This is a genomic window from Bowmanella denitrificans (genome assembly GCF_002887595.1).
GTDB classification, from domain to species: domain Bacteria; phylum Pseudomonadota; class Gammaproteobacteria; order Enterobacterales; family Alteromonadaceae; genus Bowmanella; species Bowmanella denitrificans.
This window is the reverse complement of the sequence record NZ_PEBU01000021.1, coordinates 1-26,193: the sequence shown is the minus strand read 5'-3', so window position 1 is coordinate 26,193 and position 26,193 is coordinate 1. Positions and strand designations below refer to the sequence as shown.

General features: G+C 52.9%; 22 protein-coding genes and 1 pseudogene. 6 read left to right on the top strand and 17 right to left on the bottom strand.

The window, feature by feature from the left end; all coding sequences use genetic code 11:
* Positions 1–21 precede the first annotated feature (21 nt).
* Both CSR04_RS23910 and CSR04_RS23905 read right to left on the bottom strand, forming a co-directional pair.
* Positions 22–717 (bottom strand): L-ribulose-5-phosphate 4-epimerase, encoded by a 696-nt coding sequence (locus CSR04_RS23910; protein ID WP_102798876.1) that lies wholly within the window; start codon positions 715–717, stop codon positions 22–24.
* Positions 714–2,372, bottom strand: coding sequence for a ribulokinase (locus tag CSR04_RS23905; protein ID WP_102798884.1), 1,659 nt, complete (start codon positions 2,370–2,372; stop codon positions 714–716). The genes CSR04_RS23910 and CSR04_RS23905 overlap by 4 nt, the downstream gene beginning before the upstream one ends.
* A gap of 255 nt (positions 2,373–2,627) precedes the next feature.
* Here CSR04_RS23905 and tal point away from each other — a divergent pair, with 255 nt between their 5' ends.
* Complete coding sequence (gene tal / locus CSR04_RS23900) at positions 2,628–3,584, top strand: transaldolase (protein ID WP_102798875.1); 957 nt, start codon at positions 2,628–2,630, stop codon at positions 3,582–3,584.
* A gap of 189 nt (positions 3,585–3,773) precedes the next feature.
* Here tal and tkt read toward each other — a convergent pair whose 3' ends face one another.
* The 5 genes from tkt to ubiU all read right to left on the bottom strand — a co-directional run bounded on the left by tkt (position 3,774) and on the right by ubiU (position 11,798).
* Positions 3,774–5,771, bottom strand: a complete 1,998-nt coding sequence (gene tkt, locus CSR04_RS23895) for a transketolase (protein WP_245921874.1) — start codon at positions 5,769–5,771, stop codon at positions 3,774–3,776.
* 186 nt (positions 5,772–5,957) lie between these two features.
* Entirely contained in the window at positions 5,958–7,121 is a 1,164-nt protein-coding gene (locus CSR04_RS23890) for an NnrS family protein (protein WP_102798873.1), read from the bottom strand.
* A 13-nt stretch (positions 7,122–7,134) separates the two neighbouring features.
* Positions 7,135–9,798 carry a nitrate/nitrite transporter gene (locus CSR04_RS23885; RefSeq protein WP_102798883.1) on the bottom strand — a complete coding sequence of 888 codons (2,664 nt, stop codon included), beginning with the start codon at positions 9,796–9,798 and terminating at the stop codon, positions 7,135–7,137.
* A 116-nt stretch (positions 9,799–9,914) separates the two neighbouring features.
* Positions 9,915–10,799 (bottom strand): U32 family peptidase, encoded by an 885-nt coding sequence (locus CSR04_RS23880; RefSeq protein ID WP_102798872.1) that lies wholly within the window; start codon positions 10,797–10,799, stop codon positions 9,915–9,917.
* Between the two features lie 3 nt (positions 10,800–10,802).
* A complete protein-coding gene (gene ubiU / locus CSR04_RS23875; RefSeq protein WP_102798871.1) occupies positions 10,803–11,798 on the bottom strand; it encodes a ubiquinone anaerobic biosynthesis protein UbiU in 996 nt (331 codons plus the stop codon).
* A gap of 211 nt (positions 11,799–12,009) precedes the next feature.
* Here ubiU and ubiT point away from each other — a divergent pair, with 211 nt between their 5' ends.
* Genes ubiT through CSR04_RS23860 form a run of 3 tightly spaced genes read left to right on the top strand, consistent with a single transcriptional unit; the run spans position 12,010 to position 13,336 of the window.
* Positions 12,010–12,483, top strand: coding sequence for a ubiquinone anaerobic biosynthesis accessory factor UbiT (gene ubiT, locus CSR04_RS23870; RefSeq protein WP_102798870.1), 474 nt, complete (start codon positions 12,010–12,012; stop codon positions 12,481–12,483).
* A gap of 8 nt (positions 12,484–12,491) precedes the next feature.
* Complete coding sequence (locus CSR04_RS23865) at positions 12,492–12,917, top strand: hemerythrin domain-containing protein (RefSeq protein WP_102798869.1); 426 nt, start codon at positions 12,492–12,494, stop codon at positions 12,915–12,917.
* Positions 12,914–13,336 (top strand): bacteriohemerythrin, encoded by a 423-nt coding sequence (locus tag CSR04_RS23860; RefSeq protein WP_102798868.1) that lies wholly within the window; start codon positions 12,914–12,916, stop codon positions 13,334–13,336. Before CSR04_RS23865 ends, CSR04_RS23860 begins: the two co-directional genes overlap by 4 nt.
* Here the strand turns inward: CSR04_RS23860 and nrdD are convergent.
* Positions 13,328–15,115 carry an anaerobic ribonucleoside-triphosphate reductase gene (nrdD, locus tag CSR04_RS23855; protein WP_102798867.1) on the bottom strand — a complete coding sequence of 596 codons (1,788 nt, stop codon included), beginning with the start codon at positions 15,113–15,115 and terminating at the stop codon, positions 13,328–13,330. The two genes, CSR04_RS23860 and nrdD, sit on opposite strands and share 9 nt — an antisense overlap.
* The gene (nrdG, locus tag CSR04_RS23850) at positions 15,102–15,593 is read right to left on the bottom strand and encodes an anaerobic ribonucleoside-triphosphate reductase activating protein (protein WP_102798866.1); all 492 of its coding nucleotides are present in this window, start codon (positions 15,591–15,593) and stop codon (positions 15,102–15,104) included. The genes nrdD and nrdG overlap by 14 nt, the downstream gene beginning before the upstream one ends.
* Before the next feature lie 173 nt (positions 15,594–15,766).
* Here nrdG and CSR04_RS23845 point away from each other — a divergent pair, with 173 nt between their 5' ends.
* Both CSR04_RS23845 and CSR04_RS23840 read left to right on the top strand, forming a co-directional pair.
* Positions 15,767–16,966 carry an HPP family protein gene (locus CSR04_RS23845; RefSeq protein ID WP_102798865.1) on the top strand — a complete coding sequence of 400 codons (1,200 nt, stop codon included), beginning with the start codon at positions 15,767–15,769 and terminating at the stop codon, positions 16,964–16,966.
* A gap of 244 nt (positions 16,967–17,210) precedes the next feature.
* A complete protein-coding gene (locus CSR04_RS23840; protein ID WP_102798864.1) occupies positions 17,211–17,621 on the top strand; it encodes a ribonucleotide reductase subunit alpha in 411 nt (136 codons plus the stop codon).
* Between the two features lie 27 nt (positions 17,622–17,648).
* Here CSR04_RS23840 and CSR04_RS23835 read toward each other — a convergent pair whose 3' ends face one another.
* The 8 genes and pseudogenes from CSR04_RS23835 to nosR all read right to left on the bottom strand — a co-directional run bounded on the left by CSR04_RS23835 (position 17,649) and on the right by nosR (position 26,007).
* Positions 17,649–17,972, bottom strand: coding sequence for a c-type cytochrome (locus CSR04_RS23835; RefSeq protein ID WP_102798863.1), 324 nt, complete (start codon positions 17,970–17,972; stop codon positions 17,649–17,651).
* Between the two features lie 116 nt (positions 17,973–18,088).
* Positions 18,089–18,232 (bottom strand): annotated as a pseudogene (gene tatA, locus CSR04_RS23830) (twin-arginine translocase TatA/TatE family subunit); the annotation flags it as partial.
* Positions 18,233–18,241: 9 nt separating this feature from the next.
* Positions 18,242–18,757: a nitrous oxide reductase accessory protein NosL gene (locus tag CSR04_RS23825; RefSeq protein WP_102798861.1), complete on the bottom strand. Its 516-nt coding sequence runs from the start codon at positions 18,755–18,757 to the stop codon at positions 18,242–18,244.
* A 67-nt stretch (positions 18,758–18,824) separates the two neighbouring features.
* Positions 18,825–19,655: an ABC transporter permease gene (locus CSR04_RS23820; protein ID WP_102798860.1), complete on the bottom strand. Its 831-nt coding sequence runs from the start codon at positions 19,653–19,655 to the stop codon at positions 18,825–18,827.
* On the bottom strand, positions 19,655–20,572 hold the full coding sequence (locus tag CSR04_RS23815; RefSeq protein WP_102798859.1) for an ABC transporter ATP-binding protein: 918 nt from the start codon (positions 20,570–20,572) through the stop codon (positions 19,655–19,657). The genes CSR04_RS23820 and CSR04_RS23815 overlap by 1 nt, the downstream gene beginning before the upstream one ends.
* Positions 20,559–21,857 (bottom strand): nitrous oxide reductase family maturation protein NosD, encoded by a 1,299-nt coding sequence (locus tag CSR04_RS23810; protein ID WP_102798858.1) that lies wholly within the window; start codon positions 21,855–21,857, stop codon positions 20,559–20,561. Before CSR04_RS23810 ends, CSR04_RS23815 begins: the two co-directional genes overlap by 14 nt.
* Positions 21,858–21,895: 38 nt before the next feature.
* Positions 21,896–23,803 (bottom strand): TAT-dependent nitrous-oxide reductase, encoded by a 1,908-nt coding sequence (gene nosZ / locus CSR04_RS23805; RefSeq protein ID WP_102798857.1) that lies wholly within the window; start codon positions 23,801–23,803, stop codon positions 21,896–21,898.
* Positions 23,804–23,826: 23 nt separating this feature from the next.
* A complete protein-coding gene (nosR, locus tag CSR04_RS23800; RefSeq protein ID WP_245921871.1) occupies positions 23,827–26,007 on the bottom strand; it encodes a transcriptional regulator NosR in 2,181 nt (726 codons plus the stop codon).
* Positions 26,008–26,193 lie beyond the last annotated feature (186 nt).

Genomic DNA, 26,193 nt, shown 5'->3' with positions numbered 1-26,193 from the left:
TCTAAACTTGTTGAAACGGGCTCAGCTCTTCTGGCCGTAATAGGCATCTTTGCCGTGTTTTCTTAAATAGTGCTTGTCCAGAATGGCCTGGCTCAATAAGCTGCCCTGTGGGGCCAGAGTGCGAGTCAGGTAGGCCATTTTGGCTATCTCTTCCAATAGTGCGGCGTGATAAACGGATTTAGCCGCATCAACGCCCCAGGCGAACGGTGCGTGTCCCGCCACCACCACCATGGGTGACGCCATCGGATCTTTGTCCTTGTAGCAATCACTGATCTGCACCCCGGTTTCTTCCTCGTAGTCACGTTGAATTTGCTCGTCTGTCATCTGCGCTGTACAAGGAATTTCCCCATGCACAAAATCGGCATGGGTCGTACCCAAACAGGGTATGGCTAACTTGGCTTGCGCCCAGGCAGTTGCATAAGTTGAATGGGTGTGGGTAACCCCACCAATGGCATCAAAATGACGGTATAAATGGGTATGGGTTTTGGTATCGGAAGAAGGCCGCAAGTTGCCTTCCACTACCTGGTTTTCCAGGTCAACAATCACCATGTCCTCTACACGCATCAGCTCGTAAGACACGCCGCTGGGCTTAATGGCTATTACACCTTTTTGCCTGTCCACCTGTGAAACATTACCAAAGGTGTAAATCACCAGACCGCGCTGTTGCAGTTCCATATTGGCTTCGTAAACCTGGCGTTTCAGTTCCGTATAACTCATGATTTTGCTCCGCTGACATAACGGCCAAGCGCCTGGTATTTCTGATAAAGGCGGTCATAAACACTGGCTTTTTCAGGATTGGGAAGATAGGTTTTATGCACCGGCGAGGCCATCACGGCCTGAGCTTGTGCCACATCTGCATATACCCCGGCGGCGACCGCGGCAAAAATCGCCGCGCCCAGGGCACAGCTCTGTTCGCTTTCCAGTACTTCAATTGGGCAGTTCCAAACGTCGGCACAGGTTTGCATAACAAAATCAGATTTTTTTGAGATACCGCCGATCACCACAATGGACTCAATAGGTACGCCTTCAGCCCGAAAACGTTCGGTTATCGCGCGGGAACCAAAGGCGGTAGCTTCGACCAGGGCTTTAAAAATCTGCGGCGCGTGACTGCCCATTTTCAGTCCGGTAATGGCCATGCTGAGCGATTGATCAGCATCCGGCGTGCGCCGGCCATTGACCCAATCCAGCGCGGTAATGGCAGAATCTGATAAAGGTAACTGATGGGCAGCCTCTGACAGAGCATTCAGAGTTTGCTGTTCCAGGACCTTAAGTAACTCTGCATTTTGCCCGGCAGCCGTGTGCGGCAGAATTGCCCGGGCCGGCCACAGCAGCAGGTCCTTAAACCAGGCATATAAATCGCCAAAGGCCGATTGACCCGCTTCAAGACCAATCATGCCGGGTAATACCGAACCATCAACCTGACCACAAATACCACGCACTGACTTATCTGCCAGTTGCGCTTTGCTGGTCACAGTAATATCGCAAGTGGATGTGCCCATCACCTTGGTCAGCACACCCGGCCTGACATTAGCGGCAACCGCGCCCATATGGCAGTCAAATGCGCCATACCCCACGGCAATCCCTTCTGGCAGTCCCAGGCGTTCAGCCCATTCGGCGGTCAGACGACCCGCCACCTGATCTGATGTTTGCGTTTGTGGATTCAATCTGTCCACCAGACCATCCAACAGTGGATCAATGGCGGTAAAAAAACGGTTGGGCGGAAAGCCCTGCCACTGCGCATTCCACATCATTTTGTGACCTGCAGCGCAGCGTCCCATGCGAAATACCTGCGGCTCTGTGGTGCCGGATAGTAGCGCCGAGATCCAGTCACAATGCTCGACCCAGGACCAGGCAGCAGCCCTGACCTGTTCGTCGCAGCGCAGCACATGTAAGGCCTTGGCCCAAAACCATTCAGATGAATAGATGCCACCCATATGTTGCAGATAGTTCACATCGGCGCGAGTGGCAGCGGCGGTAATTTCTGCCGCTTCACGCAGAGCCGTGTGATCTTTCCACAACACAAACATGGCATTGGGGTTGTCGGTAAATTCCGGCAGCAGGGCCAGTGGCACCCCTTGCTTATTCACCGCCACAGGGGTTGATCCTGTGGTGTCGACACTCAAACCAACAACACCCTGTGCGGCGCCAGCTGGCGCCTTGTGCCACAGTCCTGTCATCACCTCTTCGAGGCTGTCCAGATAATCCTGCGGATGCTGGCGAAACTGGTCACGGGCCGGTTCACAATACAGACCTTTTGACCACCTGGGGTAAAAGACCAGATGACTGGCTATCTCTTCGCCGGTTGCTGTATCTACCAACAGCGCCCGTACCGAATCCGAGCCATAGTCCAGTCCAAGGGCATAACAAGACATATCAAACCTTTCGCTTAATGATTGGCTAATGTTAGTCAAACAACTTATTTGTATGATAATATCAACATTACATTCATGTAAAGGCAATATAAAAATAATATTTATGGCGAAGTGCCAGCACAAAATCAGCGCCATAAACTGGGTAAGGTTATGAAATGAATGAGGTTTAAGACACGCTCATCGCGAAAGATCCGAGACAAGAAACGAAATTTCATCACTCCTTTGTTAATTTTGTATGATAAAAACAGGAAGACTATGGTAAATCAACTGCAACAACTGAAAAGCATGACCACTGTGGTAGCCGATACTGGCGATGTGGAAGCAATCGCGGCCTTCCAACCTCAGGATGCCACCACCAACCCATCGCTGGTGCTTAAGGCCATCCAACAGGACAAATATGCGGCTTTGGCACAGGAGGCGCTGGACTGGGCGGCTCAGCACGCGTCGGGCGCCCAGCAAATCACCAGGGCGGCCGATAAGCTGTCGGTCCTGCTAGGCTGTAAACTGCTGGCCCAGGTACCGGGGCTGGTATCTACCGAAGTGGATGCCAGATTGTCTTTCGACTCACTTGCTACCATTGAAAAAGCCCACGAACTTCTGGCCCTGTATCGTGAGCAACGCATTGATACCAACAGAGTGCTGATCAAAGTGGCCGCTACCTGGGAAGGGATCCAAGCCGCCAGGGTCCTCGAACAGCAAGGGATCCGCTGCAATCTGACCTTGCTGTTCAGCTTTGCCCAGGCCAGGGCCTGTGCTGAAGCCGGGGTTTATTTAATTTCCCCCTTTGTTGGCAGGATCCTTGACTGGTTCAAAAAGCATGCCCCAGAACAGGACTTTGATGGGGAACGCGATCCGGGAGTGCAGTCAGTCAGCCAGATTTATCATTACTTTAAGCAACATCAGTACAGCACCATAGTGATGGGTGCCAGTTTTCGCAATATCGGTGAAATTCAGCAACTGGCAGGCTGTGACAGACTCACCATCAGCCCTGCTCTGCTTGAGGAACTGGCCAACTGTGATACCCCCTTGGTGCAAAAACTGCGTGGTGCAACAGCAGCAAAAGCCCGCCCGTCACAACTGACACAGCAGCAGTTTCGCTGGATGATGAATGAAGACGCCATGGCCACAGAGAAACTCAGTGAGGGCATTCGCCAGTTTGCCGTCGATCAGGTCAAGCTGGAAGCCTTAATCGGCGAGCTATTACGCGGGTAATTCAAGAAGTGACCACAGAGAGCACGGAGATTTCAAAAGATAGCAGCTCGTGAAGTTACCACTCTTCGTGCTCTTTGTGGTCATGAAACATTGTTAAATCAACATAAGAACGACTAAGAGCGCTGCAAAAAGGAGCGTGGATCTTAGCGTTCTCTCACCCTCAATACTCTCTGTGTTTCCGTGGTTAGATTATTTCTGCAACAAGCCTTCAGCCAATTCCAGTACCTTTTCCACCGTAAAGCCGAAGTGTTCCAGCAATACCGCGCCCGGCGCCGATTCACCGAAGCTTTGCATCCCCACTATGGCCCCCTGATGACCAACATACTTATACCAGTAGTCTTTATGAGCGGCTTCAATGGCTAACTTTGGCACAGCATCGGGCAGCACCTGTCGTTGGTATGTGGCAGGCTGGGCATCAAATACATCGGTACTTGGCATAGAGACCACCCGCACTTTATAGCCTTTGTCAGATAAAGCCCTGCCGCTTTGCATGGCCAAGCCCACCTCGGAGCCGGTGGCAATCAGGATCACATCCGGTTGAACGCCGCTATCCGCCAGAATATAGCCCCCTTTGGCGATGGCCTCTAGCTGAGCGGCATCACGGGCCATGGGCTCGGTATTCTGACGGCTGAAGACCAACGCTGATGGCCCGTCCGTGCGTTGCAAAGCATGGCGCCAGGCCACTGCGGTTTCCGCCGCATCACAAGGACGCCAGGTTGACAGATTGGGCGTCATACGCAGGTTAGCCAGTTGCTCCACGGGCTGATGGGTCGGGCCGTCTTCGCCTTGCCCGATGGAATCATGGGTAAATACAAAAATGCTGCGCGTGCCCATCAATGCGGCCATACGCAGCGCATTGCGACCATACTCCATAAACATCAGGAAAGTCGCACCAAAAGGAATAAAACCACCATGCAGGGCAATGCCGTTGAGAATACTGCTCATGCCAAATTCCCGCACACCATAGTACAGATAATTGCCGTCATCCTGGTCCTGCAGTCCCCGGGCACCAGGCCATAACGTCAGGTTCGAACCGGCTAGATCTGCCGAACCGCCCAGCAACTCAGGCAGTATCTCTGCAAACGCCTGAATACTGTTCTGTGAGGCCTTGCGGGTAGCCAGACTTTGCTGGTGCTGCTGGCTGGTCTGAATAAATGCCTGTGCCTGCTCAGCAAAATTGTCGGGCAAGGCTCTGTCTATCACCCTGCGGGTAAATTCTGCCGCCAGTTCAGGATAGGCCTGCTGGTAGCGCTTTAGCATGCCCTGCCAGTGCAAATCCCTGCTCGCCCCCTGTGCCCTGGCATCCCATTGCTGATAAATAGCTGTGGGAATCTCAAAGGGTGCATGGGGCCATTGCAACTGTTCCCGCACCGCCTGAACTTCGTCATCCCCCAATGGGGCGCCGTGACAGTCATGACTGCCGGACTTATTCGGTGAACCAAAGCCAATAATGGTTTTACAGCAGATAAGCGTGGGTTTGTTGGTTTCCGCCCTGGCCAGTTCAATGGCATTGGCAATGGCTTTTTCATCATGACCGTCAACCTGGCGAATAACCTGCCAGCCATAGGCCTCAAACCGTGTTGGCGTATCGTCGGTAAACCAACCCTGCACGTCGCCGTCAATAGAAATACCATTGTCGTCCCAAAACGCAATAAGCTTACCCAGCTTCAGGGTACCAGCCAGCGAGCAGACTTCATGAGAAATGCCTTCCATCAGGCAACCATCGCCTAAGAAGCACCAGGTGTAATGATCAACAAGGGCAAAACCGGGACGGTTGAACTGTGCCGCCAGGGTTTTCTCGGCCACCGCCATGCCCACGGCATTTGCAATACCTGCTCCCAACGGGCCAGTGGTGGTCTCGACCCCTGGTGTGTAACCAAATTCCGGGTGTCCGGGCGTTTTGGCATGCAGTTGCCTGAATTGCTTTAGCTCGTCAATACTCAGGTCATAACCACTCAAATGCAGCAGCGAGTACAACAACATAGAGCCATGTCCATTAGACAGTACAAACCTGTCACGGTCAGGCCAGTTGGGGTTTTTTGGATGATGTTTCAAAAACTGCCGCCACAATACGGTAGCGATATCAGCCATGCCCATAGGGGCGCCAGGGTGACCGGATTTGGCTTTTTGCACCGCGTCCATAGACAAAACCCGGATCGCATTGGCCAAAGGGTTGGATTGCAACATAATATATCTCATTCGTGGTATTATATTACAATTAATATCTCAAAGACTTGGATATTTCGCAACCCACCAGAGCAAAAAGGCAGGATTAGCTGATAAATCCACGTCAGACTTATCAGCTAATCCTGGCTAAAGCAGGTGTAATTTAATAAATGACGCAACTTGATACTGAGAGCCTATTGCTTTTTTCTACCCAGGTTTGCCATCTACCCTGGGGCGGGTCAGTACCGGCCAGTACAACAATACAAACAGCATAAATGCCAGACACCAGAGCAGGCTGGCCAGCAACAATACCGCCACAATGTGCTGATGCAGCAGCCAACTGCCCAGCGTTCGAATCATCGCCGCCAGCAACACTAAAGCAAAGGCCAGACTCATCAGCGGTCTGGGCTTAAGCGGCCGACCACTATGACCCAATGATACCCTGGCCATCATGGCCAGAATCATGCCACCCATCGCCCCTACCGTAAGAAAATGTATGGCGGTACTCAGCGCCATCGCATTGAACAGATAATGTGCCGCCAATGCGGCCAACCCGAGAGGAATAAACAGGTAGGCCAGATGCAAAGACCACAGCAGCGGCACACGAAAAGTAATCCAGAAGCGCCACCGCCACCAGCGCCACAAGTGCAAAGTCGCAGCGAACGGCGGTAGTATTTCCCGGCATAGAAAATGTACAACCAATAGCCAGATACTGAGCAATGCGGCTTTTTCCAGCCAGGCAACAGGCTGTACTTTAACTGTTCCAGTGCCGTTAGCGGTAAACATGGGGGTGACTCTGCCGGCAATCACGCACATCAGCGCCGTCACCAGCATCAGCATCAGGTAGATGCCCTGTTTAAAAAACCCATTATCACCACTAAGCAGGCCAAAGTGAGTGAGAAAGTTCGCCCCACTCATCAGCAACAAAACCGGTACAAAAAACAGATTTCGCCATTGACCGGCTTTGCACAGCGGATAGGCCATAAAGCCCGCCACCATAGGTAAAAACAGCAGATCCAGTGTTGCTATCAGCCAGTTTGGCCACGCCGGTCCCCACCAGTTGACAAGCCGGGCAGCCAGCCAGACCATCACCAGCCATGCCAACGCCCGGCCTTTGAGTCCGGGAATGCCGGTCCAGTTCTGCACCGCGGTCAGCAAAAAGCCCGTTACAACCGCAGCAACAAAGCCAAACAACATTTCATGGGCATGCCAGAAGTAGGCTCCGCCATAAGGTGAAAAGCCCCACAGCCCGGCATACAGCCCACCCCAGGCCCCAATCGCCAGCGCAGCAAACAGGGCTGCGCCCAGAAACAGCGGCCGAAACCCCAGACGAAACAGTGGATGTGGTAGTCCCGGGTTGTGGTGTGTCATCAGAGATTCTCCCTCAGCATGGAATAGTGGCCTGTTTGCGGGCATAACACCACCAGGTGACCAGTACGCAACTGATATAGAAGAGTACAAAGCCATATAGCGCCATCGCCACAGAGCCCGTTGCACTGATAGAGGACCCATACGCCTTGGGAATAAAGAAACCACCATAAGCGGCAATCGCCGAGATAAAGCCCAGTACCGCTGCGCTTTCCCGGTTACCTTCAATCTCAGCCTGTTTTGCCCCTGACGCTCCCAAAGCACGGCTGCGCAGTGTCAGGAAGATCAGCGGCACCATGCGAAAGGTCGAGCCGTTACCAATACCACTGGCAATAAACAGCACAATAAAGGCCGCGAAGAAGCCGATAAAGTTCCCCCCCTGCCCGTCCTGTGGCAGAAAATGCAGCACCGCCAGTACACCAAGGGCCATCAGCGCAAAGGTCCACAGCGTCACAGTGGCGCCGCCCAGGCGGTCCGACATAATGCCACCAAAGGGCCGCGCCAGCGCACCGGCCAGAGGGCCTATAAAGGCATATTTAACCGGATCCACATCGGGAAACAGCAAACCACACAGCAGCGGAAAACCCGCGGCAAAACCGATAAAGCTGCCAAAGGTGCCCAGATACAGCCAGCACATAATCCAGGTATGGGAACGCTTGAAAACCACCGCCTGTTCTTTGAACGACGCCTTGGCATCGGCAATATCATTCATGCCAAACCAGGCTACCAGCGCACCAATCACAATAAAGGGCACCCAGATAAACGCGGCATTTTGCAGCCACAGCAGATGACTGGCTCCATTTTTATCCAGCAGTGTCAGCGGCGCACCGCCCATATCGCCAAACAAACTGGCAGAGATGGCCAAAGGCCCGATTAACTGCATTGCTGACACACCAAGATTGCCCAGCCCGGCATTTAATCCAAGTGCCGCGCCTTTCTCTGCTTTGGGGTAGAAAAAACTGATATTGGCCATGCTGGAAGAAAAGTTGCCGCCCCCCAGTCCGCACAGCAATGCCAGGATCAACATCACCAGATATGGGGTGCTGGTGTCCTGCAGTGCAACTCCCATCCACAAGCAAGGCAGTACCAATGAAGCGGTAGACAATGCCGTCCAGCGCCGCCCACCAAAAATGGGCACCATAAAACCGTAAAATATCCGCAAGGTGGCACCCGACAAGGCCGGTAGCGCAGCCAACCAGAACAGTTGGTTAGCACTGTAGGTAAAGCCCAGTTGTGGCATTTTCACCACCATAATGCTCCAGATGGACCACACGGCAAAGGCCAGAAACAGATTGGGAATAGAGATCCACAGGTTACGCGTGGCAATGCGCCGCCCTTTGTCCTGCCAGAAACCTTTATCTTCAGGCCGCCAGTCTTCAAGCAGCAAACTGTCGCTGGACATTTCCGGCAGGTCGGTGACCTCCTGCCCTGCCTGCCATTCGCGTTTTTCTGCCTGGCGTATCGCGAAATGCATCCACCACAGCGCTAGCGCGCAAATCACAAACAACAGCATAAAGCTGCTTTGCCAGATGCCGACTACGTCATTGAGCATGCCAAAGGTTAAGGGCAGGAAGAAACCACCCAGGCCGCCAATCATGCCAACCGCTCCCCCTACCACGCCAACGTGTTTGGGGTAATACACCGGAATATGCTTAAACACTGCGGCTTTACCCAGCGACATAAAAAAGCCCAGTACAAAGGTCAGCAGTACAAATGCAACCAGATTAGTCTGCAGTGAGAAACTTAACACTTCGCGTATTCCCTGCACCTGATATTCGGTGGGGGGATAACTTAATAAGAAGGTACAAAGCACTGATGCAATCAACGTCCAGTACATGACCTTGCGCGCACCAAAGCGATCGGACAGCCAGCCCCCCAGAATGCGAAACAGAGAGGCCGGGATGGTGTAGAGCGCCGCCAGGATCCCCGCTGTGGCCAAGTCCAGATGGTACACTTCCATCAAATAGTGCGGTAGCCACAAGGCCAGCGCCACAAAGGCGCCAAATACAAAGAAATAGTAAAGGGAAAACCGCCACACTCTCAGCTCAGTCAGTGGCATTAACTGGGCGGCCAGCGTGACACGCTCCTGCTGCCGCTGATGCTGACCGGGATCGGCCCTGGCAAACAGCAAAAAACTCAGGCCCATTACCGCCATCACTGCGGCGTACACCTGAGCTGTGCTTTGCCAGCCTACTGCCAGCAGTAAAAAAGGGGCCGCGAAATTAGTCAGCGCGGCGCCCACATTGCCGGCACCAAATATTCCCAGTGCAGTTCCTTGCTTACCCTGTTCATACCAACTGGACAGGTACGCCACCCCCACGATAAAACCGCCTCCCGCCAGGCCAACCCCAAGGGCGCCCAACAGCAGCAATGGATAGCTGGTTGCCAGACTCAGCAAAAATACCGCGACAGAGGTGGTCAGCATCAGCAGACCAAACACCCAACGACCACCAAACCTGTCGGTCAACAGGCCAAGGAACAAGCGGCTAATCGAGCCGGTTAATATTGGGGTGGCCATCAGCAGCCCCAATTCAGTATCGGTCAGGCCCATTTCATCCTTGATACGAATACCCAGGATGGAAAACAGGGTCCAAACCGCAAAACAGAGTGTAAAGGCCAGCGTTGTCAGCCACAGGGCATATCGCTGGTCTTTACTGGAAACCGTACCTGCTTCAATCATTTTTGTTACTCCCGGTTGTCTCAGTTTGATCATAGAGACAGCGGCAGGTGGGCACTATACAGATGAAGAGGCATAAGGCTGCGATGCGGCTACCCATCAAGGGGTAGCCATTGTGGTCAGGATGCGCTTTGTGCTGATTTGGCCATACCGGCGATAGCATGCCAGTATCCGTTGCAATCCTGCGTCAGGGGTTGCTGCGCAAAACCCTGTTGATTGGCCCGGAATTTATCCAGCCAGTCGAGGGTGTCCGGGCCCAGGGGGCTAAGCCGCAGGCAGTCCACCAAGCCCTGCATGCCTGGTAAGTCGTTTACCAGGTTGTAGCACTGACCCGACTGGGTCTGGATGCCATTTAAGGTAAATAGCGGCTGGCCTTCCTGACTGCGGGTAAGCCGGCCATTGGGGTACTTTATACAACACAGTTCACAGTCATCCTTGGCACGGTTTTGTGAACGGGCGGTAAAACAGCGGGCCGAATAGGCCAAAGGCAGGTAGCCATAAGCAAAGACTTCCACCTCAAAACGCTGGCGAAGCCCCATGTCTTCGCACTGCTGCAACAGTTGAATTAGCCAGTCCCGCGACAATTCCACCGGCATCACCCAACGTTGCATGCCCAGATCCAGCAGGCCCTTAACGGCATACTGGTTGTAACAGTTAATCGCCGGCCCCGCGACAAAGGGCTTACGCTGTTCATGCAAAAACTGGATGGCCCCGGTATCATTGGCTTCCACCAGAATGTCACCGTTATCGCAATAGGTTTTCAGCGTTTTCACTTCTGAGGGCGCTTCAAGCAATGCCATCGTAGACAGCACCACTTGCTTACCGCTGCCGGTGAGAGTTTTCGCCAGCGCCAGCCAGTCGCGGGTACGCAGTTCACGACGCTTTGAGCAAACGGTTTCGCCCAGATAAATAATGTCAGCGCTACTTTGTGCCGCGGCCTGATAAAAGTCTTCCACCTTTGCTCTGGGCCAGAAATAAAGAATGGGTCCTAACGCATACTGCATAAATTACTGCCATTTTCTGTGATAAGCACCAAGAGAGGTTTGATTGCCTTCGGACAGTGCATCAAGCTGCCGACGCCAGCTTGGCATGATGTGAAAATCCTCCCTGCCATTGATGCAGGTGTCGATGGCCTGGCGCCATACCTGAGTCACCTGCTGCACATAGGCAGGGCTGCGCTGGCGCCCCTCAATTTTAACCGCGGCAATGCCACAACCAAGCAGATCCGGCAGTAGCTCAAGGGTGTTCAGACTGGTCGGCTCTTCCAGGGCATGATAGGTCTGCCCATCCACATCAAAGCGCCCTTTGCACAAGGTCGGATAACCGGCCTTTTCCTGTTTGTTATAACGGTCGATCAACACGCCATTTAATCTGGACTCCAGTCCCTGGCTGGTTTCCTGCCAGCGCACATGCGCGGCAGGCGAGCAGGCACCTGCGGTATTCGGCGACTCCCCGGTCATATAGGACGATAAATAGCAGCGTCCTTCGGCCATAATGCACAGGCTGCCAAAGGCGAACACTTCCAGTTCAACAGAGCATTGGCGGGCAAGTTGTTTAACCTGATGGATGGACAAGACCCTGGGCAGCACCACCCGGCGCACGTTGAACTGCTGCTGGTAAAACTCAATGGCGGCACTGTTGGTAGCAGAGGCTTGCACCGACAAATGCAATTCCACCTCAGGATAACGCTGGCTAACATAGGCAAGTACCGCAAAATCGGCGACGATTAACACGTCTGCACCATTTTTCACCGCCATATCTACGGCATTTTTCCACCTTTGCCACCCTTGTGGATGGGCAAAAGTATTGATAGCAATATGTAGCTTTCTACCATGCTGATGCAGATAGTCGGCCGCTTCGGCCAGTTTATTGTCGGTGAAGTTCAGTCCGGCAAAATGCCGGGCATTGGTGTCATCTTTTAACCCCAGATAGACCGCGTCAGCGCCCTGCTCTACTGCTTTTTTCAGGGCGGGCATACTACCTGCAGGACAAAGTAGTTCCATGATTTCTCCTCAGACTTCAGGTATAGCGACAGGCAGTGACTGCCGCAAAGGGCTGAGTTTACGTCGCCCCCGCATTATTGCTATCCACCCAAAGGAGTACCCATTCTGCCCGGCACATTTCTGTGCATCTTTGATTTAGATTAACTTTTCACCCCGTCTGCGGGCGTAAGCTGTTAACAGTTTTTTATCAATACGGCTTTGGAAACACCTTATGCAAGCACTACTGCAACATAGCCAAACGCTGGTCCGTCCGGCAGTGATGCTCTTTGGTCTGGCCCCGGAACGGTTACAAACTGGCGTGCTGAGCGCGCTGTTTAATCAGGCCCTACGCCCTTTATTGGAGGCCAATGAGCTGGACTTTCTGGGTGATGCCTGGGTTCAGGTGCATATTCGGGATATTAACCAAAACTGGTTCTTCAGCGTCCATAAGCAGCAAATCCAGGTTGCCAGACAGGCGCAGGCAAAGGTGTGTTTCAGCGCGGCACTGCATGATCTGCTGATGCTGGCCAGCCAGTCGGTTGACCCGGATACCTTGTTTTTTCAGCGCAAGTTGTCGATTAGCGGTGACACCGAACTGGGGCTGGCTTTGAAAAATCTGCTGGACAGCCTGGAACTGGCCGAGTTGCCGCCGTTTGTGCGCAAACCCCTGGCGTTCTACGCCACACTTTATCAATCGCCAACCTGAGGTGACATATGCAAAAGATCCTCTCACAGTTGTTTAACACCAACCTGCATGCCCTGGAATTGCTGTTTATAGCCTACCGGCGCCTGAAAAAGGATGATCCGGTTCTGTCCCGGCAATTATTCGACAAATTTAAAACCGGCATGCTGCAGCATATTGAACAGGAAGAACAAAGTCTGCTGCCGGAGCTTTGCCAGGTAACAGGTGACGCTGAACTTATCCGTAAGGCCAGGCGTGAACATCAGCAACTCCGCCAGCAACTTGACTGGATCGAGAACCTGCTGGACAAACGCATTGACAGCCAGGAGGACGACCGCAGCCTGGAACTGATGCTGTCAGATCATATTGAAAATGATGAGTTTGGCCTCTATCCCTGCTGCGACAAGTTGCTTAACACCGACGCGGTCACCAGGGTCTTGATGGAGCTATACCCATGATTGAGGAACGTGCCCATCTGGTGCATTGGTGTGAGCACAGTATGCCGATGGGGGTGAAGGAAATTGACCTCCAACACCGCCAGTTGCTGGACAGTATCAATCTCTTGCATGCTGCCATTTTAGCCAGTTGGCCGGACCCTAAGGTGCTACCATTGGCCACCCATTTGCTGGCGCAAACTGAGCAACATTTTCTGACCGAGGCCCCATACCTACAGGCATTACCAAGCGGCCAGCAGAGATTGCATGAGCTGCACCACAAGCACTTTCTTGAAGCCCTGCAGAGTTTTATTCTGCGTTTGAGTTCAGATATTCCCATGTCCACACTGTCGGTCAGGGAACAACTGGCGTCGCTGGCGGAATGGTACAGCTCCCATATCCTCAACTCGGATCGGGAGCTGAGTCTTGCTACCTCAGGCTGAACGGGCCTGCCTGTGGTAGTGACGCGCCGCATGTTCTGTGCGTCGCCCCTGACTGAAAGCTGACACCCGCTTCAGGTAGCCTATTACCCGGGTGCCATGATCAATATCCTGACTGCCACAGGCGCTGCAACAGTGCAGCGTGCGCTTGTCGATATGTTCACAGACATTACAAATGGTAATTCGTACATTCACACAGAAGTAATTGCAACCGGTGCTGGCGGCAATGTTATACAGGTTCATGACATTGGCAGCGCTGAGCTGTTCTGCCAGATTCAGATGTAATGCCGAGCCGCCATCCAGATAGCGGGTCATCTGCTCACCATGCAGGACAAACTTGTCCAGGTGATTAATGGTCTCGTCCTCTACCACATAGAAATAACTGTTGTAGCAGTCACGTGGCACCTGGTAGCCGTCTTTACGATCCCATCTGGCGTTTTTGATGCCTAAATTTTCGGCCGGCACAAATTCGGTGTTGAACATATAACCCCAACGCACCCGGGCCTGGCGGTTAGCGTCATAGATGACCTTCAGTTGGCTGTCGACAAAACTTTGATAATCCTCGTTGACGCCCACTTCGATGCCCAGATACTCGGCGGCTTCCACCATACCGTTAACGCCAATGGTCAGAAATTGCTTGTCCAGGCTGATAAAGCCGGCGTCATACACACTCAGTAAACCATCGCGCTGGTATTCCTCCATCAAACGGCGATAGGCCACCTGATATTTCTGCGCTTTGTCCACTTCAACGGCCAGATCGCGGCCATCCTGAATCAATCGGTTCATATTCAGGGTGATGACATTGATCGAGCCGGTGGCCACCCCACCGGCGCCCAGGCTGTAAGAAAAGGTATGGTCGCTAATTTCATTACGCAGGCGGCAACAGGACGCCAGCGAATCAGCACTTTGTGACTGGTAAACAAAGAACGACCCGCCCTGGCTCATATTCTCGGCGCACAAGCCGGCAAAGCTGTCATCCTTCACCCTGCCATTTTCGGTCAGCATGGCGGCGGTTACCACCGGAAACGTCAGAATGGCCTTATTGCGCTCCTGATTAAACCAATTAAGGAAAAAGCCCTGCAGGGCGCTGACCGATTGCCAGTCGGGGGCGCTCATATCAGGAAATACAAAGTTGCCAAACATGGCATCAAAATAATGGCTGTCATACAGGGAAATATTCCAGAACACACTTTGATAACCGCGCGCTGCGGCGGGTTGATTGAGCGCATACACCACATGCTGAAGATGATTTTCAATGGCTTTGGTGTGGCTGCTCAGATAGTTGTCGCCGTAATCACGGCGGGCGAAGTAGTCAAAGTAAGTTAAAAATTCCACCGTCGCTACCGCCCCTGCAAACTGGGCACTGATGGCAAATACCAGATTAACGAAACTACCGCAGAACGATTCCAGGTGCTGTGGAGCCTTGGATTCGCCGCCCAGTCTGGTCAGTCCATCCAGCAAAAACGGGTACATGGTAATTGATGCGCAATAGGGTTTCAGGCTGGTTTCGTCATGCACATAGATTTCGTGCCGCTCTATCTGGCGCACATACTCATCTCCCAGGGCGTCACCAAACAATTCGCTGATCTTATTTTTGACCAGTGCCCGATTAATCTGGATCACGCAGTCCTTCATCAGTTCTGCTTCCAGGGTAGCAATGTTTTTATGTGTCACATTGGCGTTGGCGTCCAGCTTCGAACCATCTGCCGGGTTCACCGCCTGTTGATACTCACGAATAAAATTCAGTTTGCCTTGTAGTTGTTGCGCATTAAGCGGCAGCATAATCATTCTCCATAAATCGAAAATTAAGAAGATTGCCGGTGGCAAGCTCCAGAAAACGCTGGTTGGTTGTGGGACTGGTAAGACCGCCCAGTTGCGAATACCAGCGACCGGTTTTCAGATAATCCAGGTGTGTTTGCAGGCGGGCCGGTATTTTGTTCATACCGGTATACAGGCAAGTTTTCAGTCCGGCTTGCCGGGCCTGTTGTAACAATGCCAGTAACGCATCCGGATGCCATTCACCGCCAAAAAACAGGACGCAACTAACCAGGTGCGCATAACGTTGCAGATACCGGGCAAAAAGTTGCGGGGTCAGCGCCTCTCCTGTGCTGGGATCCCAGCTATCCTGACTATGGCAACCCTCGCAGCGCAGCGGGCAGCCAGTGATGGTAAAGGCCAGCGCCACTTCATCCGGCACTTCCTGAAAGCACACCTGGGGGGGAAAGCTGTTAAAGGGCTCAAACCTCTTATCTTGTGTCATAACACAACCACAAACACCATATATTGTGTTTATACGGTAAATGAGCACAAGATCTTGTTGTTGATCTGGATCAACAAATTAGGCCTGCCGGGTTTAACTTATAACGGAAAAAAACATGCGCTTGTGCCACTGCACTTGTACACTGCCGCGCTTGTCGTTTGTCCTGTCGTATTATGAAACTGTTTATAAGCAAAATTACCGGCCAATTACTGACACGGCTTGGCATAATCAAAGCCGACAGTCAGCGCTTGTCCAGTATTCCTGTCGCCGAGCGACTAAAAGTCGCTGCCGCCGCCGGTATTGCATTGTTTGTTGTGACTTTGACCAGCCAATATCTGGCCGACCTAGCCAGCACGGTTGTGCTGCTGGCGTCCATGGGCGCCTCAGCGGTTTTACTGTTCGGTCTGCCATCCAGTCCCCTGGCCAAGCCCTGGTCATTTGCCGCCGGTCACCTTATCTCCGCCGGCATTGGACTGTTGTGTTCACATCTGTTTACCGATATGGCGGTAATGGCTGCCGTGACTATTGCATTGGTACTGTTTGCCATGTACCTGTTTGAATGTATGCATCCGCCTGGCGGCGCCACCGCATTAGTGCCGGTTATCGCTTCAAGCGAGCAGTTACTCGGCTATGAATTTCTATTTCTACCTGTCGCGTTGAATGTAACGGTGATGTTGCTGATGGCACTGATGCTCAATTATCTGTTGCGTCCCCGACCACAAAAGCGCGATTTTGACCCGGTGCATTTGCACCAGGATGCCAGTCCGATAAAACGCACCGGGTTGCAGCCTGAAGATTTATTGTACGCCCTGAATCACTATCAAACCGTAGTGGATGTCAGCGAAACGGATTTAGAGCAAATTTATCAGCAAGCCCAGTTGCACGCATACCAGCGTCAGCTCGGCGCAATATTGTGCCGGGATATCATGTCGCGGGATATTATCTGCGTCACAGCAGAGACTCCGCTACCCCAGGCATGGCGGTTACTACAAAAGCACAAAATTCGCACCCTGCCAGTGATTACAGCCGATCGGCAACTACTGGGAATGGTCTCGGTAACGGATTTCTTAAAAGATATCAGTGTTCCACATTACTGGGGACTATTGCGACATATGAGTAGCCTCAGTCTGCACACCAGTGCCAAACGCCAATGGCGCAAACATCACAAACAGCAGGTAGCCGATATTATGCGCACCGGGATCACCGCCATTCGGCAAGATGAGCATGTTATCGAGCTAATCCCCAAGTTGTCAGAACTGGGCTTACATCAGGTACCGGTGCTGGATACTAATCACAAACTGGTGGGAATGGTAACCCAATCTGACCTGATTGCAGCCTTATATGCCAACAGCCAAAAAGGTCAAACCATCTGAATGGTGCCCATTGTTGCGGCCTGGCCGCGCCAGGAAACTTAAGCCTATAACATGGTATCGCCCCTAGTTATGCAGAATATGTCGCCTTAGCACGCCAGTAAGCACCCATTGTCGTTGGCTAATTCAGGTTGTACAGCCATGGCTCTCTACCTCCCATTGGGTACAGGAGCTACTCTTTGTGCGCACAGCAAGCAACAAGGCCTGAGGGTAAAATAGCCACACCTGCTTTCTGGGATTTTTAACTATGCACATTCACAGCTATACACAACTCATTGAAGCCGCCCTGGCTCAGCCTGAGCCACAAAGACTGCTATTTGTATTCGCCAGGGCCGAATTACCGGTTGGACACACAGGCAAACAAAAACAGGATTTTGAGCAGGGCCTTGGCGGCACCCTCTCGCCTGTGCTGTGCGTGGATAAGCTGCCAGATGAAGTACAGGATTTTGCAGCATTAGTCACAGAGTCTGAACACACCAATACACATTGGGACATTACCTTTGTGGCAGCCTTGCCGGGCCGCGGTGGTTTCGCTCCCAGTGTCGATGAGGCAGTGCAACCGCTGCACTTAATGATGAACAAAATCAACAGTGGCAGAATTGGTGATTTTCTGGCCTTTGATCGCCAGGGCAATCTGCTGAATTTATTACCGGGTTAAAGTGGGCCAGCTTGCTGGCCCCTAGGCTTATTTTTGCTTTAACTTCTGCTGGCTGAAATAGGCAGCCAGATCGGCAGCATCCTGATCACTCAGGTTAGCGGCCATCGGTGCCATCATAACGGCCGTACCACCAGTGCGCTGACCATCCCGATAAGCCTTAATCGCACCTTCCAGATACTGGGCATGCTGACCGGCCAGATTGGGATACATTGGCGCCAGACTGTTCCCATCGGTGCCATGACAGGCCACACACATACCGGATTTGGCTTTGCCTGCTTCGGCATCACCGGCCGCCAGTGCACTTTGGCTGCCAAGGGTCAGCAAAAGGGCGGCATAAACAACGTTTTTCATTTTTACCTCGATTGTCTACTGGTTTCTACAGGGCCTATGCTACTGCATGGCCCGTTTTATCTCAGCGGTACATTGGGAGTACCTAAAATGGGGTACGGCGTTCAGGGCGCACTGTCTTTTTGCTCATCCCCACTGGCGGCCTGACGAAAGCCACGAATAGCGCCACCAAGATCGCTGCCAAGATGGCGCAACCTGGCGCTTCCAAACAGCACCACCACCACAAGCAGTACAATCAACAATTGCCAGATACTCACTCCCATAGTGTCCTCCTAATGATGGCCGTGATGGCCAGCATGTTGCTGCTGTTCCAGGAAATCGCCGGCCTGCTCCAAGGTCAATACCTGGGTATTTTGCTGGGTGGCAAAGGCTTGGGCGGCCTGCCTGTCGGCAAAACTGGCCAGCGGCATGCCCATCGCACCGGGCAAAGTGGGTGCAGGTACATAAAACGCGACCTTGGCATCGGTTAAATGGGCATCATCCGGCATATCCCACTCGCTTTTGCCCATATCGTGCACATAAAGACTGAAATTGGCCTGACGATTTTCTGGCTGCCTGTACCAGCTCAACATTTCAGCGGCCGAGCAGAACTTTTTCACGCCCTGTGGCTGGCCACCCAATGCTTCACCTTTAGGGCCGGGAAAGCGGGTGATAGCCATGCCGCACACATGGCATTCATCGCCACTATGAAATGCCACTGGCTGCAGAACCTGCTCTTGCTGGCGTTGCCCTTCGCAGCCAAGCAGACTTAGCGTCATAAGCAAACAGGCCAAATAGATAATGCGCATAAACGTTACTCCTGAGTTTTAAAAAATCACTATCGTTGCCGTGCAGCGCTAAACTGGCACCGGCAGCTTAAACCGGTCGGCGTAATATGCTGCGTCGTGCCAGCAGCAGACATAGCAGCATCCAGCCCAGCATGGCGCTCCACAACATCGCCGCAGAACCGGGTAAGTCCTGCCCCAGCGCCATCACGCCAACCAGTTGGCTGGCACCGTCTAAGCCCTGCAGATTTAACTGACGGAAAATATCTGCGGGATTCAGCAGTAGCAGCCAGGGCAGCCACTGTGGATTTAACTGGCCTTTGCTTAGCACCAGCAAAGCCAGCAGCGCTAAATCAAACAGCAACACAAAGAAAAACCACAGTCCCAGCGCCATGCCTGCCGCGCTGGACTTTTCCCTGGCCCGGCAGCTCAGTACATAAGCCATGGCGATAAACACCCAGCCAAGTAATATGGCCGACAGAATAAAACGGCCAAAGGCACTGAAAAGTGCCGGCAAATCAAGCCCGGGGATCAGCACTGCCATGGCCAGGGCCGCACCGCCAAACCCGATCAGGGTGGCCAGCGCCAGAATCAGTCCCTGGCCGACAAATTTGCCCAGCAGTAAATCCACCCGGCCAAGGGGATAACTGAGTAGCAGCAGTAACGTACCACCTTCGTCTTCTCCAACCACGGCGTCATAAGCCAGTAACAGCGCAATCAGCGGAACAATGATGGTGGCCAGACTGGCCAGGCTGGCAATGGTTGAGGATATGGAGCTAAACCCTACCTGCCCCGCAGCGGCGGCACCAAACCAGGCAATGCCTGTGGCCAACACCACAAACAACAAACTAATGGCCAGCAGCCAGCGGTTACGTAACCCGTCCTGCAGTTCCTTTCGCGCAATACTTAAAACCGCTCTCATCATGCCCCCTTATCGATACGGCTTTGTGCCTGCATATAATGTCGGTACAACTCTTCCATGCTGGCCTGGCGAACCTCAACATCCTGTGGTAATCCTTGTTCCAGCAGCAATTTTAATAACTGTTGCTTAGCGCCGTTATGGGCAGTGATCTCCAGATTCTGCTCCCCCAGTAATCTGGCCTGGTAGCCGTCTAACAACAATTGTCTGTGCCATTCATGTGCCTGCGGCATACCACTCACCCGGATAAGACTGGGCAGTCCCACCTCGGCACGTAAGGCAGGTAAGCTACCCAGTGCCCGTAACTGGCCTCCGGCCATAATGGCTGCTCTGTCGATAAAGGCCTCAACACCAGAGAGCACATGGGAGCAAAGAATCACCGCCGTGCCCGCCTCCCGCAAGCGTTGGATAAGGGCATACAATTCGCCGGTGGCGATGGGATCCAGGCCCACTGTGGGTTCGTCAAGCAGCAGCAACTGTGGCTTACCCAGCAGTGCCTGGGCCAGTCCAAGACGCTGACGCATGCCTTTAGAATAGGTTTTCACGCGCTTGTGGCTGGCATGCTGCAGACCGACCTGGTCCAACAAAGTCTCAACCTGACTCAGCGGGGCTGACTTTAAGCGGGCAAAGTGTCGCAAGGTCTCAAAACCGGTCAATTGCGGATAAAAAGCCACATTTTCCGGTAAATACCCTATTTGCTGGCGAACCTGCACGGTGCGCGGAGAGTCTCCGAACACCCTGACCTGACCCTGGCTGGGTTGTAACAAACCAAGAATGAGTTTCATACTGGTGGTTTTGCCTGCCCCATTGTGGCCAAACAACCCCAGTACTTCGCCGGCCTGCACTGACAGGCTGACATTATCTAAAGCGATAAAATCACCATAACACTGGCGAACCTGCGCTAATTCAACGGCTTTCATTTTGTTCGTCCTGTTGGTAACCCGCCATCAGGGGGAAACTGTCCCTGACACCAGGTGACTTGACCACCGGAAACATAGCCTGTACCCAGCGCAACAATTCAATGGCCGGGCTATGCATCAGTAATTTCATTTGCGGGTACATCCACACCAGGCGGTCAATATTGTCGTTGGGTTCATAGGGCACATCACCCAGGCCGTCGGCATTGCGATCCCAGCCCAGATAATCACTCCAGTAATTGCCCAGCCCGTCTTTAGACCACTCCTGGGTACGGGTTGCTACGTACTTAACCTGCTGACGATTGCCGATAAAACTATTGGCACTGATTTCATTGTCTTCGGAGCCAGCGGTCAGATGGATCCCCAGTGCACTGTCAGAAAAACGGTTGGCAACAATGCGGTTAAACACCGAGTTATATATAAACAGCGCCTTGCCTTCTGCGCCCTGGATCATACTGTCGCCGGTACTGCCGCTTCTGACCCTGGATACCTCGTTACCGGACAACGTGGAATAAGTGATGTAATTCATCAGGATGCCGTAGTTCTGATCGTTCTCGGAACGATTACCGGTCACGGTTAACTGCCGGCTTTGCATCAGGGCGTAACCTGTACGGGTATTGCGGGTCAGATTGCCAACAACCTGGTTGTTATTGGAAAACATGTAATGAATGCCGTAGCGCAGGTCGGTGAGTTGATTGTTTTGCAGATGATTGTGATTAGAGGTGTCAATATAGATCCCGTCGCGGGTTTGACTGACCCGGTTGCCCACCACGCTGGCGCCACTGACCGCATAAAGGTGAATACCGTTGCCCCTATCCTGGGAGCGCAGGCTGTCATCCCCTTCAATCACATTGTGGTGAATTTGCACATCTTTGCTGCCGTCAACCCAGATCCCAAAGCCACTGCCGACGATGTGATTATTGGCAACAACAGCCGCATTGGCCTGATGCTGAATAAATATGGCGGCATCCATAGCGGTAAGGTCATGACCGGCCCCACGCAGCTCGCAGCCATGCACCTGCACGTCGGGCGCATCAATACTTAATACCGTGCCCTGTCCGCCGCCATCCAGTACAGCGCCCGGCTCGCAGTAAAGCACCATGGCAGAGGAAATACGAAAATTGCCTTGATAGTGACCAGGCGCCAAGCGCCACTGCCCGGAAGCTGTCTCTTTTACCGGCAATACCTGGTTTAACTCCTGCACCTCTGACACAGCGGCACAGTTTAACGGCCACAAAAGCGCGACAGTTGCAGCAGATTGAATCAAGGTGATAAATATCGTCTTCATGGCAATAGGCCGGCGGACCAGCCGCCGGCTCCTTGTTATCAGGCCGGTTCGACCAGCATGCGTCCCACCATTTCCATATGCAGGGCATGACAGAACCAGTTGCAGTAATACCAGTGCATACCGGGTTTGTCGGCCACAAAAGTGACAGAAGCGGTTTGCTGCGGGCTGATCTCCATGCTGACCCCATGGTTGGTCATACAAAAACCATGGGACACATCTTCAATTTGATCGATATTGGTAATCACCACAGTGACCTCATCCCCCTGCTTCACCTTAAACTCGGTAATGCCGTAAGTCGGTGCCATGGAGGTCATATACACGCGCACTTTGTTGCCGTCGCGGATCACCTTATTGTCGGCTTCCAGTTTGATGCCATCTTTCTTGGCCATTTCCACGGTGGGGGCAAAGAAGGGGTCATTGCGATCCCATATTTTGCGTGTGTGGATCTGGTCACGGCGGGCCAGGATGCAATCATGAGGCTCAGCATAGGTCGGGCCGTCATGCACCAGTTTCATTTCATCACCTGAGATATCAATAAGCTGGTCATTTTCCGGGTGCAGTGGGCCGGTAAGCAGGAATCTGTCCTTGGAGAATTTACATAGCACCACCAGCCATTTGCCGTCAGCGTCTTTGGTTTCGGTTAATGACGCATGGTTGTGTCCAGGCTGGTATTGCACATCCAGTTTCTGGCGAATATAGCTGACTTGCTCGCCATTGTAGGCACGGATGGCATCGGCCATATTCCACTTCACCACCTGACTGTCGATAAACAAGGTGGTGTAGGCGTAGCCACGCCCGTCAAAGGTGGTATGCAGTGGCCCAAGACCCAGCTCGGGTTCGGCGACGATGGTATCACGGGGATCTTTTAGCTTGTCGGCAAACAAGTCGTCCAGGCGGTCAATTGCAATCATACTGACGGTGGGAGACAACTTGCCATTGGCGATAAAATACTTGCCATCTGGTGAAGTATTCAGGCCGTGCGGGTTCTTAGGCACAGGAATGTAACGGGTAAAGGGGCTGTCTTTGCCATCTTTCTTACGGCCATCCACCACGGGCACTTTGGCATCGCCCAGGGTAACAAACTTGCCAGCTTTTACCGCTTTCTCGATGGCGGGAATATTAAACACCACTACCCAGTCGCGCTCGTTGCGCATCATACCGCCCAGGTCATAGGCTTTTTCCGAGTTATAGCAGGTGGATGCCGCATATTTACCGCTGTAGTCGGCGTCACAGTTATCCAGGTTGCCATCCACCATCACCTGAAACGCCACTTCCATTTTCTCGGCGTCTATAACGTTGAACATGGTATAGCTGTAATCGGCCTGCAGATCGAAGTGTATGCCGTCGTTGGGGTGCGGAATAACAAACTCGGCGTTGGCAAACACATACTTGGTATGCGGCATCTTCTGCAAACGTAACCCGTGAATGGCCTGCACATTCGGCACGGTTAGCATTTTGTCGCACTTCATGATGTCCAGACGGATCCTGGCTACGCGGCTGTTGGCCTTGTCGTTGATAAACAAGTATTTGCCATCGTACTGGCCGTCGGTCATGGAGATATGCGGGTGATGGCAGTCGCCATTCAGGAACTTGGCGCTTTCCCCCATAATGGCCTTACTTTCATTGGTAATGCCCCAGCCCGTGGCGGAATCTATATTGAACACCGGGATGCGCATCAGCTCGCGCATGGACGGTACACCCAAGACTCTTACTTCGCCCTGGTGACCACCGCTCCAGAAGCCGTAGTACTCATCCAGCTCACCCGGCGCCACATGGATTTTCTGCTTGGCGTCTTTCACCGCCGCCGCCCAGCTTTCACGGCTCATCACCGCCGATCCCAACCCCACCGTGCCCAACATCGCAGCACCTGCACCGGTCATGGCCGTGGCACCCAGAAAGGCGCGGCGACTCATGCCATTTTTATCGTTGTCATTTCTGCTCGTCATGGTTGTCTCCTTTAGGAACACTCTTAAACCTGAGATTCAATCTGGACGATGGGGATCTGCCCAGATTCTTGTTTCGCAGCGCGTTGACGTTTCTTATTTTTGGCCACCAATGGCGGACATTTGCGCTCGTTGTGATAAGTCATTTGGCAATCCAGGCAGTAGTGACACTCGTTATGGTCAATATGCCCATCCGGGTGAATGGCCTGAATTTCGCATTCAATAGCGCACAGCTTGCAGGGATTACCGCAGTCTTTGCGGCGTTTTAGCCAGTCGAACAACTTGAGTTTGGTGGGAATGGCCAGTGCCGCGCCCAGTGGGCAGATGTAGCGGCAATACACCTTACGGGTAAAAATATTGATCACCAGCAGAATGGCGGCATACAGCACAAACCACCACTGGCGATCAAACTTCAGGGTAATCGCGGTCTTAAAGGGCTCGACTTCGGCAAAGCGTTCGGCGCTGGCCAGGGACTCCAGGGAAATGCCAAACAGCACCAGTAAGATGATGTACTTGATGGCCCACAAGCGTTCATGCACGGCAAATGGCAATTCAAACTGTGGCACCTTAAGTTTGCGTGCCGCCTCGTTGATCAGTTCCTGCAAGGCGCCAAAAGGGCAAAGCCAACCGCAGAATACCCCTCTGCCCCACAGCAATATGCAGGCGGCAGTGAAGGTCCACAGCACAAAAATCACCGGATCAATCAGAAACAGTTCCCAGCGAAAGTCCTGCATCATGGCATGCACAAAGGTCAGTACATTGACCACCGACAATTGTCCCAGTGCATACCAACCAATAAAGACCACGGTAAACAGCAAGTAACCGCGGCGCAGCCAATGCAAAAACTGCGGCTTTTGCGTGAACTTATCCTGCAGAAATAAAATCACCATCAGCACCAGTAAGGCAATCAGCACCACCGCTAGCTGAAAGCTTTTCTGATACCAGATATTGACCCACATAGGGCGATTAGCCGCTTCCATCGCCGCTAATTGTTCAGCGCTGGGGACCGGACGCTCGATATAGGCTTCAGGTAACTGATACCCCACTTCAAAGCTGGTAAACACCCCGTCCACCGGCCCGGTCTGACGGCGCACCAGCAGCTCCAGGCTCCAGGGTGAACCCGGATCAAAGCCGTGGTGGTCACGAATAATAAACACCGACATTTCGGTTAATGCCGGCAGGCCGTCGATATACAGATCAGACAGACGCTGCTGGTCCAGGTCGCGAAAGCTGATAATGTCGCCGAACTGGCGCAGTTGTATGCGGTCAAAAATCCCGCCGCGAACATAACCGGAACCTTTAAAGGAATACTGTCCCGACGCCAGCACCGCCAGCGCGAACTCCCCTGGCTGCAGCTGTTGCTGCAAATACTGATACTGGCGTTCGCCCAGCAGGTTTCTGCCTATAATCGGCGGGTCAATCTGCGCTACATATAAATCGATAAAGGTTTGCCCGCTCTGCCCTGGTGGAGCATTGTCGATATGCGCAGCTTCTGTATTGGCAAACGCCTGGTCGACCTGGGCCCTGGTCAGATGCAAACGGCGGATGGCACCATTGCCTAACAAACTTTGCCAGTCAGCTGCTGCAAATAGCTCGCGCTTAATACCGGACGGAGCAAACGGCCGGTTGCTGTGGTCTTCAATCAATCCCAGCGACACCGCCACCTCATGGGCCGAGCGCATAATAATTTCGTTAACCACCATTACCGTCACCGTGGCGCCGGTAACAGCGTCAACGGTGACGGCGTCGGGATCACTGGTGTTGCCCACCACTACGCGCTGATCCGCCATAATGCCCTGGTATTTAGCACTGAAGTCATGCAGTTTTTGCTCGGGAATACCAATAAGTAAAATCGGTTCATGGTGCTCCAGTACATAGGCATCCACGATTTGTCCGTCGGGATTAAGCAGCACCTGGATGTTGATGGGTTTACCTGAATAGGCTGGAATGTCGGTGACCTGCAGACTTTGATACTGATAGCCCAGTAAGCTTTCGCCCGCCAAAATCTGACGCACTGCGAATTCGCCTGCGGGTTCCGACCAGCCGCTGGCATTAGGGAAAAACTGTATAACACGTTGCCAGCCCAACTGTTGCTGGTCACTGGCCCATGCCAGCTTGGGTACGTGCAGTAGCAAAACCAGCAGCACCATAGCAATACAACGCCAGTAATCATTGCAACTTTCTGGCCTTTGCCGATCAGGTATCATCTCTGTTCCCCGCTTTCCAGGCTCAAGGCCTTGATGGATAACCAGATCTTGGCCTTGTCAGGCATGCTTTGATATACCCCACTGGGGGTAACTTATTGGCGTAAAAGGGCTAGTTGGCTGTTGGCTGTTGGCTGTTGGCTGTTGGCTGTTGGCTGTTGGCTGTTGGCTGTTGGCTGTTGGCTGTTG

Excerpts from the sequence above, each read along its gene's own strand:
- CSR04_RS23910 (WP_102798876.1), bottom strand. The coding sequence starts at position 717 with ATGAGTTATACGGAACTGAAACGCCAGGTTTACGAAGCCAATATGGAA.
- CSR04_RS23905 (WP_102798884.1), bottom strand. The coding sequence starts at position 2,372 with ATGTCTTGTTATGCCCTTGGACTGGACTATGGCTCGGATTCGGTACGG.
- tal (WP_102798875.1), top strand. The coding sequence starts at position 2,628 with ATGGTAAATCAACTGCAACAACTGAAAAGCATGACCACTGTGGTAGCC.
- tkt (WP_245921874.1), bottom strand. The coding sequence starts at position 5,771 with ATGTTGCAATCCAACCCTTTGGCCAATGCGATCCGGGTTTTGTCTATG.
- CSR04_RS23890 (WP_102798873.1), bottom strand. The coding sequence starts at position 7,121 with ATGACACACCACAACCCGGGACTACCACATCCACTGTTTCGTCTGGGG.
- CSR04_RS23885 (WP_102798883.1), bottom strand. The coding sequence starts at position 9,798 with ATGATTGAAGCAGGTACGGTTTCCAGTAAAGACCAGCGATATGCCCTG.
- CSR04_RS23880 (WP_102798872.1), bottom strand. The coding sequence starts at position 10,799 with ATGCAGTATGCGTTAGGACCCATTCTTTATTTCTGGCCCAGAGCAAAG.
- ubiU (WP_102798871.1), bottom strand. The coding sequence starts at position 11,798 with ATGGAACTACTTTGTCCTGCAGGTAGTATGCCCGCCCTGAAAAAAGCA.
- ubiT (WP_102798870.1), top strand. The coding sequence starts at position 12,010 with ATGCAAGCACTACTGCAACATAGCCAAACGCTGGTCCGTCCGGCAGTG.
- CSR04_RS23865 (WP_102798869.1), top strand. The coding sequence starts at position 12,492 with ATGCAAAAGATCCTCTCACAGTTGTTTAACACCAACCTGCATGCCCTG.
- CSR04_RS23860 (WP_102798868.1), top strand. The coding sequence starts at position 12,914 with ATGATTGAGGAACGTGCCCATCTGGTGCATTGGTGTGAGCACAGTATG.
- nrdD (WP_102798867.1), bottom strand. The coding sequence starts at position 15,115 with ATGCTGCCGCTTAATGCGCAACAACTACAAGGCAAACTGAATTTTATT.
- nrdG (WP_102798866.1), bottom strand. The coding sequence starts at position 15,593 with ATGACACAAGATAAGAGGTTTGAGCCCTTTAACAGCTTTCCCCCCCAG.
- CSR04_RS23845 (WP_102798865.1), top strand. The coding sequence starts at position 15,767 with ATGAAACTGTTTATAAGCAAAATTACCGGCCAATTACTGACACGGCTT.
- CSR04_RS23840 (WP_102798864.1), top strand. The coding sequence starts at position 17,211 with ATGCACATTCACAGCTATACACAACTCATTGAAGCCGCCCTGGCTCAG.
- CSR04_RS23835 (WP_102798863.1), bottom strand. The coding sequence starts at position 17,972 with ATGAAAAACGTTGTTTATGCCGCCCTTTTGCTGACCCTTGGCAGCCAA.
- CSR04_RS23825 (WP_102798861.1), bottom strand. The coding sequence starts at position 18,757 with ATGCGCATTATCTATTTGGCCTGTTTGCTTATGACGCTAAGTCTGCTT.
- CSR04_RS23820 (WP_102798860.1), bottom strand. The coding sequence starts at position 19,655 with ATGAGAGCGGTTTTAAGTATTGCGCGAAAGGAACTGCAGGACGGGTTA.
- CSR04_RS23815 (WP_102798859.1), bottom strand. The coding sequence starts at position 20,572 with ATGAAAGCCGTTGAATTAGCGCAGGTTCGCCAGTGTTATGGTGATTTT.
- CSR04_RS23810 (WP_102798858.1), bottom strand. The coding sequence starts at position 21,857 with ATGAAGACGATATTTATCACCTTGATTCAATCTGCTGCAACTGTCGCG.
- nosZ (WP_102798857.1), bottom strand. The coding sequence starts at position 23,803 with ATGACGAGCAGAAATGACAACGATAAAAATGGCATGAGTCGCCGCGCC.
- nosR (WP_245921871.1), bottom strand. The coding sequence starts at position 26,007 with ATGATACCTGATCGGCAAAGGCCAGAAAGTTGCAATGATTACTGGCGT.